Raw genomic sequence first — 15909 nt, 5'->3', positions numbered from 1 at the left:
ATATGAAAATAATCTGTGGGTTCTTAATAAATTCTCTTCTGATTTGTAATGCTTACGCAGGAAGAGAATTTAAAAGAACATCAACTACCACAAGCGTAGAAAGAGTTAAGAAGTTCGCAACAATTCCTGAATTTTTCAATAGTTCTAAAACTCTCACTCTATCGTTTCTTTCTATAAGCGATCTTTCTGGCTTGCAAGATTTGATTCCCGATGGATGTACACACTTAGATTTATCGAGAAACCATTTGACCAATTCTGGGCTTGAGTCTTTTAAAGGAATTTTTTCTTCGACTATTAAATCGATAGATTTAGGAGATAACGATTTTACCCACTTGGCTGCGCCAGAAATAAAACAGCTGAAGAATTCGTTTCCAGCATTAAATGCGCTGCATCTCTCAAAGAAAGGTATGAAGCTATGGGATGAGGTCAAGCAAACTGCTAAGCAATTAAATATCGGAGTAATAGACTCGGGAGTGCAGCTACAAGAATTCTCTATTATTCCTTACATGGATAGGCCATCTGAGTATGATGGCGAAGAACCGTTCAGCAGTGATGGGCAATACAGCCCAGAAAGCATCACGCTCAGCAACGAAGAAGAAACTGTGCCGCTCCTGACCAATTCGACATCAAGTGAGTCAAGCGATAGTGACGATGAATAAAAATAATAACTTGTACCTGCTGTTCGTTACATATGATGGAATAAGGAATTCGGTATTTGAAAGCCAAGTGCTCGAGCCGTTAAAAAAATTTCAAAAAAATCACCCAGATTGTTCTATTCACATTATTTCATTTGAACGAACTCCGAAAAAATTTGAAAGTTATCGGCCCCCCTTCGAACTCACCGTACTCAAAAAATTTCCGTACGTTGGAAAGCTCAGTTTGATTCCTGCGATTGCGCAGCTAAAAAAAATTCTCAAAAAATATACAGAATATTCTCTTATCGCTCGCGGTCCACTAGCAGGATACATTTGCAAACAAGCAGCTCAAAAAACTGGATGCGTAGATTTAACAATACAAGCACGTGGATTATTGGCAGAAGAATACGCGTTCGCACACAAAGATATTCATTTTTTTACGAAAAGTTTGCACGCGATTCGCGCTCAATTGTATAAAAAAGTAGAACACGCAGCTTATTGCCAAACAATTCATAATTTTCCGATTTTAATTGAAGCGGTAAGCGATGCGCTTAAAGATTATTTAATTAAAGAATACAAAGTGCCACCATTATCCATCTCTGTGGCACAAAATGATGTTCCTTACAAAATTAGTCCTGAAAAAAAAATGGAATGGCGCGGCGCAATACGAAGCCAACTTTCAATTGAGTCTCAGGCAAAAGTATATTGCTATAACGGCTCTGCAAAGGCGTGGCAATGCCCCGAAGAAACAATTATCTTTTTTAAAAAAATGCACGAACTCAACGGCTATTCATTTTTATTAATTCTAACCAACGAGCCAAGCGTCTTTGAAGCGCTCTGCAAAAAAAACAATCTTCCCGCAAATGCGTATCGCATATTGAATATAGCGCATAATGAAATTTACCAGTATTTATCAGCAGCAGATATTGGCATTATTATGCGCGAACCGCACGTTATCAATTGGACTTCCCGCCCAACCAAAGTACTTGAATATCAAGCGGTTGGGCTTGAAATAGTTCACAACAATACGATTGGAATGCTTATAAAAGCAGACCCGCAATAAGCGCTGATAATAAATTAGAAAGCGAACCCCCAAGTACCGCAACGAGCCCCAATTCGCAAAGCCACGCACGTTTTTCTGGAACAAGCGCACCGATGCCGCCTATTTGAATCCCGATGCATGAAAAATTGGAAAAACCGCAGAGTGCATAGGTCATAATAGAAATGACACGCTCAGATAATCCCATCTTTACCATTTCGCTGTACGCAATAAGTTCATTGATTGTTACTTTCGTGCCCAAAAGTTGCCCTGCTTGCTGCGCTTCAGTTCCAGTAAAACCAAGCAAATAACCAAACGGCGCGAAAATATACGAAAAAATATAGTTTAAGCTGAGCGCCGGGATTTGAATACCAAGATCTGCAAGATAATAATTGAATGTTTGCGAACCGTACCCAAGAATTACGTTAACCAACGCAATGAGCGAAAGAAATGAGATCAACATCGCACCCACGTTTAATGCAAGATACATCCCATCGGTTGTACCTATCGAAAGCGCATCAAAAATTGTGCCTGTTGTACTTTTAATAGAAACTTCTGCACCACGCAATGTTTTAGGTTTTTCTTCTTCAGGATAAAGAATTTTTGCGATAAGCATAGAACCTGGAATCGCCATAACGCTTGCGGTTAGCAAATGCACCATAGGTACGCCCATCTGCCCAAAAACTGCTAAAATTGCACCGCTTACGGTCCCCATGCCACTAATCATCACAACCATAATTTCCGATTTGGTCATCGTTGGTAAATAATTACGAATTAAAAGTGGCGCTTCTGTTTGACCAAGAAAACTATTTGCAACAGCGCACAATGTTTCAGCGCCGGAAGTACCCAAAAATGGTTGCACCACATGGCCAATCACCCACACGACGCGTTGAATAATTCCCCAATGGAAAAGTGCTGCCATCAGCGCACCAAAGAAAATAATAATTGGTAAAACTTTAACTGCAAAAATGAATCCCCATGCTTGAGAAGGATCACCCAAATTGCCAAACACAAATGAAACGCCGGCATCTGCACATTTGTACACAACGGTTACAACGTCCGCAACCGCTTGAACGATTCTATGGCCAATCGAAGTGCGCAAAGTAATCATCCCGATCACAAATTGCAAAATGAGCGCATTAACTACTAACTTATAATTGATGGCACGGCGATTGCGCGAAAACAAAAACGCAATGCCAAGTATCACGAAGATACCAATTAAATTCATGTATCGATTATATTCAAGAAGATAAGAAAACATGCATGCTCCCGGGAGTAGAAAAAGAAACTATTCTCCAAGTATAATCGAACTACTCAGGAGCTCAATAACATCCGCTATCCTTCGATACAATTTGCTATGCAAATCACTCAGGGTGAGCGGACTGCCTGTCCGTCGAAGCCTTGGCGAAGACGGATATCGAATCCATGGCGGAAAAAATGTTAGATTGCTTTTGCCAGTGCTTTGCGCCGATCTTCAAGCCCCTTAGCAATAAGCGGCTGAATAATATCGTCAAGATCGCCTTCGATCACGCGATCCAATTTTTTGAGCGTTACTTCAACTTGGTGATCGGTAACACGGTTTTGTGGAAAGTTATAGGTGCGCACTTTTTCTGCACGCATTCCGGTTCCTACCATCTCTTTTCGCTTATGGCTTTCTTCCATCTCTTGTTTTTCGCGTTGGGCCATTAAAAGTCGCGATTGAAGCATCTTCATCGCTTTTGCACGATTTTTATGCTGAGAGCGTTCTTCTTGGCAAGCAACTGCAACACCTGTTGGAATGTGAGTTATGCGAACGGCAGATTCTGTTTTATTAACATGCTGCCCACCAGCACCACCAGCTCTAAAGGTATCAACGCGTAAATCTGCTGGGCTAATATTAAATTCTACTTCATCAGCTTCTGGAAGTACTGCGACTGTCGCAGTAGAAGTGTGAACGCGGCCTTGCGTTTCTGTTTTTGGTACACGTTGCACACGATGAACACCCGCTTCAAATTTTAAATGCCCAAAAACACCATCACCTTGAATATGAAGGGTCACTTCGCGAATTCCGCCCAAATCTGTTTCGCTCATATCTGCAAGAGAAACTTGCCACCCTTTTGATAATGCATAGTTTGTATACATTTTCATAAGATCAGCTGCAAAAAGGGCCGCCTCTTGGCCGCCAGTTCCAGCTCTAATTTCAATAAATACGGAACGATCATCAAGCGGATCTGGGGGATATAGAATATTTTCTAGGGATTGTTGTTCTTTTTTTAGTTGCTCTTCCAATGAATTTAATTCTTCTAGAAAGAGTGCTTTCATTTCAGCATCTTGAGTGGATGCCATCTCTTTTTGCGCAGAAGCGGTATCTGCTTCAATTGCTTCAATAACTTTTCTTTTTTCAAGCAGATTTGAGAGCCGAGAATGCTCTTTTTGCATTTCTTGGCGCTGCGCATAATCGAGAGAAGGAGAAAGGAGCTGATTGCTCAGCTCCTCGTGTCTTTTTTTTAAGTCCGGCCAGGATAACTCCATAGCTGCTTACTTACCTTTTTTGAAACGCTTTTCGAATTTCTCAATACGGCCAGCAGTATCAACCAATTTTTGCGAACCGGTATAAAACGGATGGCAGTGAGAGCAAATTGAAACGTTAATATCTGGCACTGTAGACATCGTTTTAAACGAATATCCGCAAGCGCAGTGAGCAGTTACGTCATGAAATTCTGGATGTAGTTCTTTTTTCATATTGGTACCCGAATTCTGAGATTGTTACTTTTATATTAGTATCGAGCAAATTTGCTCTTTTGTAAATATCATTAACAAATGCCCTCTTGAGCCCTGCATCCCAATGAGCTAAATGTATATGATAGTTTATATAATATTTTCTAATTGTCAAATTAAAATATCTTGTTTTATACCCATCTAGCAAATATGCCCGATTGCCAAAAAAATACAGGCTTTAACCGAACTTATTACCGTTTACTTTTAGGCGCGTTATCAACTGGGCAAGGATCAATTGATATCTTCTCATCGTTCCGATTTCTTTTCATATTTGGAGAATTATGTAAAGATCGACTGCCAAGAATCAGGCCAGGTTCTTGTGATAAGAATTGATACAATTGAGCCACATTTGTTTCTTGAATAGCTCCGCGCTCTTCTTCCATCGCAAAGGTGCTGGCTGTAAAAATGAGTGCGGCAATAATAGTTTTTTTCATAAAAAACCTGTAATTTTTCAATCAATCCACATTAATTTTTCTTTTGCTCAAGACCATTTACAGTCTCTTTAGCTTTTTTTGTTCTTTTTTCGGGGGTCGCTTTTACATGCTGTACAACATTTATAATTTTTCCAACGTAAATACGTCCCTCGTAAATTGTTTCATAATCAATGTTCCATTTTTTTTGTGCTGGCGCTTCAACTTTTTGCGCTGGAACTTCAACTTTATGTTTTTTTCTCTTTTCTTGTTCGCTATCTTCCTGTTGATTCAATGGTGAATCCCCTTGATTCAATTGGTCATGAGAAAACAAAAAACTTCTATTATCCATTGATAAAATGTGAAACGAAAAAACTAACATCATGAATAACATTTGAAAATGCATAGATGCCTCTTTTTTTTGGAGTGGCTAGTACTTAAAGAATTTTTCATGCAAAATACCTTGATGCAATAAAATGTGAATTTTTATATTGAATGGTGTAAAGAGCTAATCGCCACCGTGTTCATGCTTGATATGCTCAGAATATTTTTCTAATCCCCTGCATTGAATGCCGCAGAATGCACAGCTTTTATTTCTTGGTCTCTCTTTTATTACTACTTCTGATTCAATAATTTTTTTAAGTTCTAAATTTTGTTTTTTTTCACGCTCAGCCCTTTCCTTTTTTTTTAAGTCCTGATGAAGCTTTTGTTTTTCTAATGCCTCATTTACCAACTCATCAAAAATCTCGGGGCCCAACAATCTCAGAAACTTAAACTCATCACTTCTTTTTGTGTATTTTCTCGTTTTAGTTGTATGTTTTGAATCTTTATTCCGCTCGCTTCTCATTAATGGAATAGATACGCCGCTCGATTTATTCTCAGTACTAATTGTAGGTTGCGGTATATTAAAAGTATTTTTATCCTGAAAAAGCATATCAAATGCTAATTTGTCGCCATCAATAAAAGGCACATCATCAACAAATAAATGTTTCAGCGATCCCATATCTTTCTCTGACCACTCAACTGCTTCAAACTTGTTTTTTTCTTGATCCATAGCATTTATTTGAAAGGCTATAATAAGAAAAGCTATCAATGATAATTTCATTTTTTCCCATCTCCATGTTTAGTGCTGAGCTATTGATGTACCATCGTCTAATTAATAGTAAATACACCCACGCGCGTTTTTAATACACAAAGAATATCACGCATAAGTAAATTGGTCAAAAAAAAGATACAGATTGAATTATGAGGTCGACGAGTCGCTTATTTATAAAGGAGGGAATATTGAATTATATTTACAAAATAGAAAACCCCCGTTTTACGGGGGTTAAATCTTTCTACGCTCAGAGAGAAGCTTATATATTAGTAGTCGCTCTTATTTGGGGCAATTAATTATTTGCTGGTTCATCTTCTTCCGCAATCGGCGGTAGCGACGGCGTCCAAGGCTGTGGCTGATTGGCTGATGCAGGAAGTGGTATCCACTTAATGATGGTTATCTGATTTCCTTGAGCATCCTGAGCTTGAGTAATTTCCGCTTGCTCAGTTTTTCCTGTTTGCGAATTTATTCTTGTGATTGGAGTATTCGCCATAGCGAACAATGAAGAATAACTGATCAATAAGGCTAGGGGGAAAAATAATATATTTCTTTTTTTCATTTTAAAATCCTCGATGCCAAATGTTCTATTATTTCCCAATTAAGAAGACACATTTCTTGCTCACGGGGAAAAGCAAATATCTTTATTTAAAGAAACAATAATTCACAAAGTAATTTCATCATTGAAATAACTCTAAATTACTCGTCAATTATTTCCAGCGAAGGCTTCACCCAAACTTCTATTGTAGTTGGCGCTCCCTGCTGGGTGAATCCATGAATTGTTATCAACTTTTCGCGCTGCCCAGTAACGGGGTTAATTCTAGTTCCTGGCGCATTCATACTAAATGATGAAGCAGCACTGCTTAAAATAACTAGTAATATTAATACTTTTTTCATAGTAAGGCCTTTCATTACAAATCGTCATTTCTATTAGTAATTATAGCAATACAGTACTGATTATTTCAATAATAACTGTTGCAAAAATATTGCCCCACTTCGACACTATAAAAAAAGCCGCCAGCTGCTTTAATCACTCTATTTTTTCCAGAAAACCCTTCAATCAGATTTCTTTCTATATAATTTTCCGATTGGGCAAAAAGATGTGAAATAAACAACAATCTCATAGCAGCAAAAGCCCCTACTATTATCAGATTGTATATATTATTTTATCATGAAGGAGCTATTAATCAACATTGCTGATTTGCAGCCATTTTTAACGAAACGCCTGCTTGATCGTATTCACTGCAATTTCTAGAGCTAATTGAGTGGGCTCTGTATTTTTAATCGGATCTAATAAAAGAAAATCGTGTACCGTACCTAAAATACGCATTGCTTTTGTCGGCACTCCCGCTTGCATTAGTTTTCGCGCGTACGCTTCGCCTTCATCGCGCAATACATCATTTTCGTCAACAATGAGCAATGTCGGCGGCATTCCTTTGAGCTGTTCTATAGTCGCATTCAAGGGCGTTACGTTTGCATTCAATCTTTTTGCGCGATCTGGTGCATACGCATCCCAAAACCATTGCATCGATTTTTTACCAAGCCAAAAACCATCTTGAAATTCATTGTAAGAGCCGGTGTTAAAACGCGCATCGGTGACCGGGTAAAAAAGTAATTGAGATTTAAACTGCGGCCCGCCACGTTCTTTTGCCATGCGCGCAACCATGGTCGCCATCAAACCACCAACACTGTCGCCCGCGATTGCCATTCTTTTTGGATCGATTTGATACTTTGCCGCATTCTTTGCAAGATAATCGGCTGCAGTATAAATTTGTTCGGTAGGAACTGGATATTGTGCTTCAGGAGACGGCGTATAATTAACAAAGGCTATAACAACGTTGGCATCATTTGCAAGCCGCCGTACCAATCTATCGTGTGTATTTTTATTTCCCAAAATCCATCCGCCACCATGAACATAAATCACAACAGGCAATATGCCTTTGCTTCCCGCTGGGCGTATTAATCGAACCGAAACCTCTTTGGTGGGGCCGCCTTTAATAGTAATATCTTTTACATCGGCAGCAATGGTGCCCACCGAGCCTGCCTGAAGATCATCAAGCACTTTGCGCGCTTGCTCTATAGGCAAAGTATAAATTGGCGGGCCGTCTTGTTTTGCTAACTTATTTAGAAACTGAGCAACCTGAGGATCGAGATTTTTATATTTGCCGTTTTTTTCAAGCGCGCCCGCAATGCTGAACATTGAAAGCACACCCAAAGCCACAGCACCTATCTGCAATTTATTCATACGTATTTCCCACATTAAAAAATTGTTATCACAAATTTCTTTGATGCTAACAAAAAATTTCTCGTGAAGAAAACGATTATAACTAATAAATCGTCAAGAACTTATCAATCAACAAACGTTATTGCTTGGCCAATTTTATCGGCACGGCCTGTTCTACCTATTCTGTGAATGTAATCTTCATAGGTTTCTGGTAGATCATAGTTAATCACGTGCGATACATCATCAATATCAATACCTCGCGCAACAACGTCAGTTGCTAAAAGAATGCGTACTTTGTTTTGCTTGAAAAGATCCAGTGATTTTTTTCTTTGCGATTGTGTTTTATCGCCATGAATTGCGACGACATCAAAACCGCGCTCCCGAAGCATTTTTGCCAATTTATCGGTTGCTCTTTTAGTGCGTGAAAAAATAATAACTTTTTTGAACTCTGGTTTAATCAAAAGATCGTGAAGGAGTTCAATTTTACTATTACTACCAATATGAAGTACGTCTTGGTTTACATTTTCTGCAGATTGCCGCCCCGCCTGAATACGAATTGAAACCGGCTCACGCAAAAATGAATCCATTATTTTCTTTAGATCTTGAGAAATGGTCGCCGAGAAAAATAATGAATGTCGCTTAGGCGGAAGTTTAGCAATAATATATTTGATGTCGTTAATGAACCCCATATCAAGCATTCTATCAACTTCATCAAGTACGATCGAAGTATAATTATTAAAATTGATAATGCGATTTTGTTCTAGATCCAATAATCTTCCTGGCGTACCAATAACAAACTGTGGATTTTTTTTCAGCTTATCAATTTGAGCCATCATATTTGCACCGCCAATGCACAGCGCAGCATGAATGCCGGTTTTGCTTGCAAACAATCTCAGTTCTTCTAAAATCTGATCTGCCAATTCACGCGTTGGGGCAATAATTAATACGCGATTAGTTTTTTTTGTTAAAACATTATGAACCAATGGTATTAAAAATGAAGCAGTTTTTCCTGTTCCAGTATTTGCTGTTCCAATAACATCCTTGCCTTCCAAAATAACTGGGATCGCTTGATCTTGAATTGGCGTCGGATTTATATACCCTTTTGCGGCAATATTTTTTTTAATTTGCTCATCGATTAAAAAATCGTTGAAGGTATTTTTAGGAACATAAGCAGGAGCTGAAGTTTGCTCTTCAACTTTTTTTATAAATCCTGAGGGATCAAACTTTTTTATTGCTCTCTGAGGCCTTCCACCGCCTCGCGAATGAGTTCGAGCTCCCTTATCTTTTGCTGAGCCACCCTTTTGCCAACTTTTTCTGAAATTTCCGTATTCTGACATAAATTCTCACAAAATCATTAAATTGTACCGTTGAGACTATTTAATTCTAATTTTTCTGATCAGAAAATGCATACATCGCAGAAAGAAATTGCCGTTAAAAAGCACTTTCAACTATAAGGAATGCCTAAATGGTTCGAAAATCCCAGAAGTGACTGTTTTTTTCGCTCAACTTTATCTATTGCAACCATAAAATATTAGTATAGCGCTCTTTAACGCTTATACAAAGGGCTTCTTGCTAGAATAATTACTTAAATTTGAGTAAAGCGCGTTTTTTAGCCCATTACGCATAAACTCTTACTCCATAAAAACAACACGCAAGCATGTTTTCAAATTGATAACTTAACCTAAAGTGATTCGTTTTAGGTAATCAAAGTTGTAATTTGATCAATAATTTCTTCTTTGCGCATTAACCAATCTTGAGACCATATTCTGTATACTTTCCATCCAAGCTTTTCTAAAATCTCTTGCCGCATACGATCGTTCATGCGAGCATTGTACGATGTATAATATGATGGGCCATCGCATTCGATAGCTAATAAATATTTTTCAGAATTTTTCGGATCTACAATTGCAAGATCTATTTTAAATTCTGAAGCACCAACAGCTCTATGAACAACATACCCTTTTTCTTCAAGAGCTTTTGCCACTTCATCTTCAAAAGGTGTTTCAAAAAAACTCAATTGATCTTTCTTAGTACCGCGCAAATCAAATGATCGAGCGGAGGTCTGCGCATATTCTAAATAATTTTTTAATAATAGAGCGCCACGCGAATCATCATTATGGCGAATATCAGCGGCTGTAATTGATGAGACGCAGATAAGTTCTTCTTTTGCGCGAGTCGCCGCAACATTCAATCGTCGATAACCATGCACACCGTTGAGGGGGCCGAACCTATTATATACCTGCCCCGTCGATGTATCTCTCCCATACCCAACTGAAAGAATTATACAATCACGTTCATCCCCTTGCACCGACTCTAAATTTTTAATAAAGAATGGCGAAGGTTGCTCACCGGATTCATCGAGTAACGATTTGCATTCAGCATTTTCTTTCAGTGATTTCTGTAATGCGCTGCGAATTGCATCTTCTTGCGTTTTACTAAAACTAATAACGCCCAATGTTTTTGTTGGTTCGTTCTTCGCTTTATCAATGCAGATTTGAGCAACGCGTTCCGCTTCCACAGCATTTATTCTGCCCCCATCTTTTCCGCCATCAAACGTTCCACCTTGTACATGTTCAAATTTCACCGCGTTATGTGCTTTGTGTGGATTTGGAAATGTTATAAGTTCATCATCATAAAAATGATGATTGGAAAACGAAATTAAATCTTCATACTTACTGCGATAATGGTATGAAAGTAACGAATGCGCTCCTGGCAGCACCTCTTTCGCAGCTTGAAGAATACTTTCATAATCATTGCTAAATTCTTCTTCGCTTTCGATAGTATGCGGCGCCTTAAAGAAATCTGTGGGCGGCAATTGATTTTCATCACCAAAAATAACGACCTGTTTTGCGCGAGCAATCGCACCAAGCGCATGTTCAACGCGCATCTGCGAAGCCTCATCAAAAATTACAACATCAAATTCGAGCAATCCAAAAGGAATATATGAACTGACCGTAAGCGGGCTCATCATCCAACATGGTTTATAGTTAAGCAGCTCAGGGCCAACCTCTTGAACGAGCTTTCGAATCGGCTTATGGCGAATTTTAAGCTGGCTCTGATGAACAAGTTGTTTTTCAGTCGCACCGCTTTCTTTCTTTAATTTTTTCAAAACATCAACATGCGCAGCTAAAATTCGCCCTGCATTTTTTTCAAACGTTGCATGTTCTAATCTCTTAAAATCAGCTACCGTGTGCTGCTGCTCTTGCTGCGTAAATTTTTGCAGCTCAGGAGTAACTGCATAATACGCATCGAGCCATGCACTCCAAAGTGATTGTGCAAACACTGCGGCAGGATTTTTAATTTCTACATTTTTGCTTGCATCAAGAAACCATTCTTGCCCAAATTCCCGTAATTGGCGCGCATAGTTCTGATACGAAATCCATTGCTCGAGCCCGCGCTTATCGTTAATTAATTTTTCAATCATTTGAGTACACGCGGCAAAAGGAAGCTCCGCTAATTGATTTGCTAATTGATCTGTGCCAAATATTTTCTCTAGATCTATAAATGTTTTTTCATAATGCGCAAACCAGTTTTCCAATTGAGCTCCAATTTTGCGCGCACCTAGAGTTTGCACTTTCTTTATCAGGAAATTATAACGCTCCAATTGCTCAAGCAGCTCTACATAATCTCGGTGGCTCTTTAATGAATCGCACCAATCTCTCATTTTTTTACGATCACTATAATACGCTGAAGATATATAGCGAAGAACGGTTGAATAGTCGCTTCTAAATCTGCGTGATAGTTGTGAGATTCGCTTTGGATCGATCGCATCCAGATCAATCCCTTTTTGCCCAAATGCTTTTTTAAGGGCATTTAATTGCTGAAGCATCCTGCATGTTTGCGTAAGTTCATGCAAAGATGTAAACGAATTATCATGCTCAGCCAAAGCTTTTCCGGTGATCACGCACGATTGAAATTCGGTCAATGCATGAAGACAATCGTTAACGAAATTAGGAGAAAAATAATTTTTTGTGCATACATTCCAATAACGAAATTCTTCCCGCAAGCGCAGAGGAAAGAGCGGAGCCATCGCGTTTAATAAAGTCATCGTTTGTTGGTAAGTCGCGCTATCGAGTTTGAGCGGATCACTGCCATTCCATTTAATTTTGTAATTTTTATTTTCGGATTGATAACGAGCTAATTGGCCATGCACCCACTGAATCGATTGACCAAGCGGTTCTACGATCGCACCTAGAGTCTTGGCATATTCATGTAACCGTTTAATTTTTTTAGAACGTTGCTCAAATTCATTCACGTGATTATTATGTGCGGGGTTTTCTGCAGCACTTTTTAATACGCTTTCTCGATCTTCGATGACCGATTTTGCAAACATTTTTTTGTCGGTAGCGTAATCAAATAATGATAAACATAGTTTATGCAATCCTCGCTGCTTCAAGCGATCGAAAACAACTTGTAATGCAACTTGCTTTTCACAAACAACTAAAACAGTTTTGCCTTGTGCCAAAAGATGCGCGATCGTATTTACAATCGTTTGGCTTTTTCCAGTACCCGGGGGCCCTTGAATCGTTAGATGATTGTTGTTGAGCACATTTTGAATAACAGAGAGTTGACTGTTATCCGCATCCATTACGCTAAAATCTGTTTCTTCTTTCAGATGCGCATCAGTATTTTCATTATGCATACTAAGATTTTTTTGCATTAACGGATCATGCTCACACAATGCATTAATCACATCGTGCTGTATAATATCTTTTTTATGATCATTCAGATCTTGATAAATTTGCTGACCAGAAAAAAAATAGTGGCCGATCTGAATCTCGTCAATGAGTTCAAAATCTACATGCAGTTCGGAAAAAATTTCTCGCGTTTGCATGCGAAGTTTTTGATAGGCAGCATGTAGATTGCGCATTCCCTCTTGACTATCAAAAGTAAGCGGACTTGCGTTGTAAGTAGTTTCAAGTAATAGGCTCACCGCCCTATTAAGTTGGATATCGCCAAATTCAGCGTTATGTGTAATAACCGTTTTTTTAGGATTCTTCTTTTCTTCTATCACGATCGGCAATAAAAGCAGCGGGGCATTATATTCATGATCTGCATTAGATTTTACAACGGAAGGATTACTCCACTTAATTCTGCCAAAAGTCAAAAATAAGGTATGCAATCCGTGTTCTTCAAAATCACGTTTTGCTGTTAAGCGCAGCATGTTAAGAAAAGTGATCAGTTTTTCACCGTGAATATCGGTTAAAGAACCTGACACATTTGTTTTCTCTTCTTGTAAAAGTTCTTGATGAGAAAAAGCGATCGATAAATTATCAAGCGCCCCGAATTTATTAAGGAACGAAGACAAATCGGTAGTGAACTAAAGAAGCTTTGCGCTTTTGGGTGTTTTGAGTAACCGGTTACGGCGCGAAAGATCCACCGCTTTAAGCGAGTATTCAAGTAAAGTACGCAGACCGTTATTCATAGCAAACCCTCGGGAAACACATAAAAAATAGTTGTTTTGTAAAAAAGCGCCTAAAAATTAAGCGTTTATCTGATCGATATTAGTTAATAGTTGATGTGCCATGCTCAATACCCCCACTCATTTAAAAACCTTGCTGCAAAAAGAACCGAATCCATTTTTTAAAAATACATTAATTAATACCTGTATTTTTATTGTAACACGGGTGTGCTTTTTTGTAAAATACAAACCATTAGGAATACAGACCTGAATTTAATGTATATTTTCTATTTGAAAACACAATATCGAGGCAAAATCGATACAAAATGAGGTGAGGGCGAAAACAGTTTTGAAGAGAAAAGTGGAGTCCGGCAAAGATTTTACCGGACTCCACTGAATTGTGCTATAGAGAATTGAAAATTAGAATGAAACCCCGACCCCGCCTCTTAAATCAAGCCCACCCACATTCACTTTCGTTCCGTGGTTTGATTGACGCGGGAAAAGATAACGAAATGCGGTGGTGAAATTAAGGCATCGGCTAACTGGATAATTAAATCCAATTTCCGCCTCGCCAATTCCCCTCACCTGATTTGAATGGCCTAGGTAACTTTGTTCTCCCATCCAGACAAAACCGCCACCAAGCGAGGCATAAAGGCGCAAGCCGCGTCTAAAATCGTGTATTTTGCGCAGATAGAACGTTACCGGCACTTCTTGTAAAAAAGAACGGTGTTTGAAAAACGTGGTATGCCCCACCGCAAGCCAATAACTTATTTTGGCTCCAACTGCCCATGTTTGCCAACGGTGATACGAAAAATCGGCAGTTATAATATTACCCATTCCGGGGCCGTACACTTGATTAAAAGTGTGATCGCTTTGTTTAAAAACGTAGCCCGAAGAAAACGCTGCCATAAAACATGCATCTTGCATACAAAGCGCATCGCATTCACTGCTTTGCAATAGTAATGATGATGAAGTTAAAAATATAAAAAGGAAGGCGGATACTAATTTTTTCATGTTCAACTCTAATTTTTTTGGTACAAATTTTATTACTTTATCCAGAAAACCCTTGCTTGGAAAACGTGAACGAACGGAAAAATTTTTCCCCGGGGTCCCCACAACCACGGTCTTTAAGACGTGTGTGGGGTTCATTTTAACCACATTCTTTCAAGAATATTTAAAACATTCACCGTGTTGGACGTGTAATTGGAAACACATGCAATTCTACCATTGGAAGCAATTGCAATAGCATCTGGTGATTGCCCAACCGCTATAATTGGAGGGATTACCGTGTTAGTAGCAATATCAATAATATTTACCGTCCCTTGCCCGGCGGTTAAATCGGTGAACATAGGCCCCGCATAAAGCGTATTATAGTTAGAAACGTATGCATAGCGCCCATCTGGTGTAATCGCAATTCCGGATGGTTGTATGCCAACGTTAATCGTTTCAACAATTGCTCGTTTGCGCAAATCAACAACGCTCACTGTTGTACCAAATGGGAAAAAATTGTTACTGCCAAAATTGGTCACGTACGCAAAATTACCGTCGGGCGTTATCGCGATCGCAAATGGCCCTGAAAACCCAGGAATTGTGCCGACCACCGTATTATTGCTCGTCTGAATAATACTCATCGTGCCGGTACCAGGATTTCCATCCACATAATTAATCGTATAAACAAAAGCTCCATCTGGACTTATTGCAAGCCCTGCAGGTGCTGCCGCGGGCGGTACCAAATTCAACGTAATAGTTTGAACGATCGTATTGGTACCCAAATCAACAACGCTTACGGTATTTCCATTTCCGCTCTGAACCCCTTCTGGGCCACCATAATTATTTACGTACGCGGTTTTACCATTTGGAGTTATTACAAAACCTGATGGGCCATCAAAACCAGTTATCATTCCAATATCTGTGTTTGATGCAATATCAATAATGCTTACCGTGGTGCTATTACTGTTGGTAACATACGCTTTCGTACCTGCAGCATTAATAGTTACCGTATACGGTTGATTAAACGTAGCACTGAAAATCGTATCTTGGAGTAAAAAAGTTTCTAAGTTGATAACGCTCACCGCATCTTGCCCAGTAAACGTATAATTGTTATTATCCGCGACGTACGCAAACTTGTTATCGGGAGTGATTGCAAGGCCTGCAGGCGTCACACCTACTGGAACTGTTGCTAAGACGCGATCGGGAGAAATATATTTTGCATGTATTGGAAATAAAAAGAATAAAAAACTCAGAAAAAAATATTTTTGCATTTTTGCTCTCATCAGAATCCACTCTCTCAAAAAGATACGACAATTATTTTTGAAATTATCGTAAAAGTCATATCGCTTAAAGTCAACCT

Annotated in this window: 15 protein-coding genes; 2 read left to right on the top strand and 13 right to left on the bottom strand. The window is 38.9% G+C overall.

The window, feature by feature from the left end; translation table 11 throughout:
* The first annotated feature begins 2 nt into the window (after window positions 1–2).
* Together HYX58_02020 and HYX58_02015 are read left to right on the top strand one after the other, a co-directional pair.
* Window positions 3–659, top strand: a complete 657-nt coding sequence (locus tag HYX58_02020) for a hypothetical protein (protein MBI2774759.1) — start codon at window positions 3–5, stop codon at window positions 657–659.
* Window positions 652–1698 (top strand): hypothetical protein, encoded by a 1047-nt coding sequence (locus tag HYX58_02015; protein MBI2774758.1) that lies wholly within the window; start codon window positions 652–654, stop codon window positions 1696–1698. The genes HYX58_02020 and HYX58_02015 overlap by 8 nt, the downstream gene beginning before the upstream one ends.
* Here the strand turns inward: HYX58_02015 and HYX58_02010 are convergent.
* The 13 genes from HYX58_02010 to HYX58_01950 form a co-directional block, all read right to left on the bottom strand.
* Window positions 1676–2935, bottom strand: coding sequence for a NupC/NupG family nucleoside CNT transporter (locus HYX58_02010; GenBank protein MBI2774757.1), 1260 nt, complete (start codon window positions 2933–2935; stop codon window positions 1676–1678). The genes HYX58_02015 and HYX58_02010 overlap by 23 nt on opposite strands.
* A 179-nt stretch (window positions 2936–3114) precedes the next feature.
* Window positions 3115–4185 (bottom strand): peptide chain release factor 1, encoded by a 1071-nt coding sequence (prfA, locus tag HYX58_02005; GenBank protein MBI2774756.1) that lies wholly within the window; start codon window positions 4183–4185, stop codon window positions 3115–3117.
* Window positions 4186–4191: 6 nt separating this feature from the next.
* Window positions 4192–4395, bottom strand: coding sequence for a 50S ribosomal protein L31 (gene rpmE / locus HYX58_02000; protein MBI2774755.1), 204 nt, complete (start codon window positions 4393–4395; stop codon window positions 4192–4194).
* Window positions 4396–4622: 227 nt separating this feature from the next.
* Window positions 4623–4865 (bottom strand): hypothetical protein, encoded by a 243-nt coding sequence (locus tag HYX58_01995; GenBank protein ID MBI2774754.1) that lies wholly within the window; start codon window positions 4863–4865, stop codon window positions 4623–4625.
* A gap of 31 nt (window positions 4866–4896) precedes the next feature.
* Window positions 4897–5247, bottom strand: coding sequence for a hypothetical protein (locus tag HYX58_01990; GenBank protein MBI2774753.1), 351 nt, complete (start codon window positions 5245–5247; stop codon window positions 4897–4899).
* 102 nt (window positions 5248–5349) lie between these two features.
* Window positions 5350–5946 (bottom strand): hypothetical protein, encoded by a 597-nt coding sequence (locus HYX58_01985; GenBank protein MBI2774752.1) that lies wholly within the window; start codon window positions 5944–5946, stop codon window positions 5350–5352.
* A 283-nt stretch (window positions 5947–6229) separates the two neighbouring features.
* Window positions 6230–6496 (bottom strand): hypothetical protein, encoded by a 267-nt coding sequence (locus HYX58_01980; protein MBI2774751.1) that lies wholly within the window; start codon window positions 6494–6496, stop codon window positions 6230–6232.
* Between the two features lie 137 nt (window positions 6497–6633).
* Window positions 6634–6831 (bottom strand): hypothetical protein, encoded by a 198-nt coding sequence (locus HYX58_01975; protein ID MBI2774750.1) that lies wholly within the window; start codon window positions 6829–6831, stop codon window positions 6634–6636.
* A gap of 316 nt (window positions 6832–7147) precedes the next feature.
* Window positions 7148–8194, bottom strand: a complete 1047-nt coding sequence (locus HYX58_01970; GenBank protein MBI2774749.1) for an alpha/beta hydrolase — start codon at window positions 8192–8194, stop codon at window positions 7148–7150.
* A gap of 89 nt (window positions 8195–8283) precedes the next feature.
* The gene (locus tag HYX58_01965; protein ID MBI2774748.1) at window positions 8284–9495 is read right to left on the bottom strand and encodes a DEAD/DEAH box helicase; all 1212 of its coding nucleotides are present in this window, start codon (window positions 9493–9495) and stop codon (window positions 8284–8286) included.
* A 359-nt stretch (window positions 9496–9854) separates the two neighbouring features.
* On the bottom strand, window positions 9855–13466 hold the full coding sequence (locus tag HYX58_01960) for a DUF4011 domain-containing protein (GenBank protein MBI2774747.1): 3612 nt from the start codon (window positions 13464–13466) through the stop codon (window positions 9855–9857).
* 513 nt (window positions 13467–13979) lie between these two features.
* Window positions 13980–14573, bottom strand: a complete 594-nt coding sequence (locus HYX58_01955; protein ID MBI2774746.1) for a hypothetical protein — start codon at window positions 14571–14573, stop codon at window positions 13980–13982.
* Window positions 14574–14704: 131 nt separating this feature from the next.
* Entirely contained in the window at window positions 14705–15832 is a 1128-nt protein-coding gene (locus HYX58_01950) for a YncE family protein (GenBank protein ID MBI2774745.1), read from the bottom strand.
* Window positions 15833–15909: the final 77 nt, after the last annotated feature.

This window comes from Candidatus Dependentiae bacterium (genome assembly GCA_016191325.1).
Taxonomy (GTDB): domain Bacteria; phylum Babelota; class Babeliae; order Babelales; family JACPOV01; genus JACPOV01.
The sequence above is the reverse complement of the archived record's forward strand: the minus strand, read 5'-3'. Positions and strand labels throughout refer to the sequence as shown.

What these genes read in the sequence shown, in the direction of transcription:
- HYX58_02020 (MBI2774759.1), top strand. Translation starts at nt 3, where the DNA reads ATGAAAATAATCTGTGGGTTCTTAATAAATTCTCTTCTGATTTGTAAT.
- HYX58_02015 (MBI2774758.1), top strand. Translation starts at nt 652, where the DNA reads ATGAATAAAAATAATAACTTGTACCTGCTGTTCGTTACATATGATGGA.
- HYX58_02010 (MBI2774757.1), bottom strand. Translation starts at nt 2,935, where the DNA reads ATGTTTTCTTATCTTCTTGAATATAATCGATACATGAATTTAATTGGT.
- prfA (MBI2774756.1), bottom strand. Translation starts at nt 4,185, where the DNA reads ATGGAGTTATCCTGGCCGGACTTAAAAAAAAGACACGAGGAGCTGAGC.
- rpmE (MBI2774755.1), bottom strand. Translation starts at nt 4,395, where the DNA reads ATGAAAAAAGAACTACATCCAGAATTTCATGACGTAACTGCTCACTGC.
- HYX58_01995 (MBI2774754.1), bottom strand. Translation starts at nt 4,865, where the DNA reads ATGAAAAAAACTATTATTGCCGCACTCATTTTTACAGCCAGCACCTTT.
- HYX58_01990 (MBI2774753.1), bottom strand. Translation starts at nt 5,247, where the DNA reads ATGCATTTTCAAATGTTATTCATGATGTTAGTTTTTTCGTTTCACATT.
- HYX58_01985 (MBI2774752.1), bottom strand. Translation starts at nt 5,946, where the DNA reads ATGAAATTATCATTGATAGCTTTTCTTATTATAGCCTTTCAAATAAAT.
- HYX58_01980 (MBI2774751.1), bottom strand. Translation starts at nt 6,496, where the DNA reads ATGAAAAAAAGAAATATATTATTTTTCCCCCTAGCCTTATTGATCAGT.
- HYX58_01975 (MBI2774750.1), bottom strand. Translation starts at nt 6,831, where the DNA reads ATGAAAAAAGTATTAATATTACTAGTTATTTTAAGCAGTGCTGCTTCA.
- HYX58_01970 (MBI2774749.1), bottom strand. Translation starts at nt 8,194, where the DNA reads ATGTGGGAAATACGTATGAATAAATTGCAGATAGGTGCTGTGGCTTTG.
- HYX58_01965 (MBI2774748.1), bottom strand. Translation starts at nt 9,495, where the DNA reads ATGTCAGAATACGGAAATTTCAGAAAAAGTTGGCAAAAGGGTGGCTCA.
- HYX58_01955 (MBI2774746.1), bottom strand. Translation starts at nt 14,573, where the DNA reads ATGAAAAAATTAGTATCCGCCTTCCTTTTTATATTTTTAACTTCATCA.
- HYX58_01950 (MBI2774745.1), bottom strand. Translation starts at nt 15,832, where the DNA reads ATGAGAGCAAAAATGCAAAAATATTTTTTTCTGAGTTTTTTATTCTTT.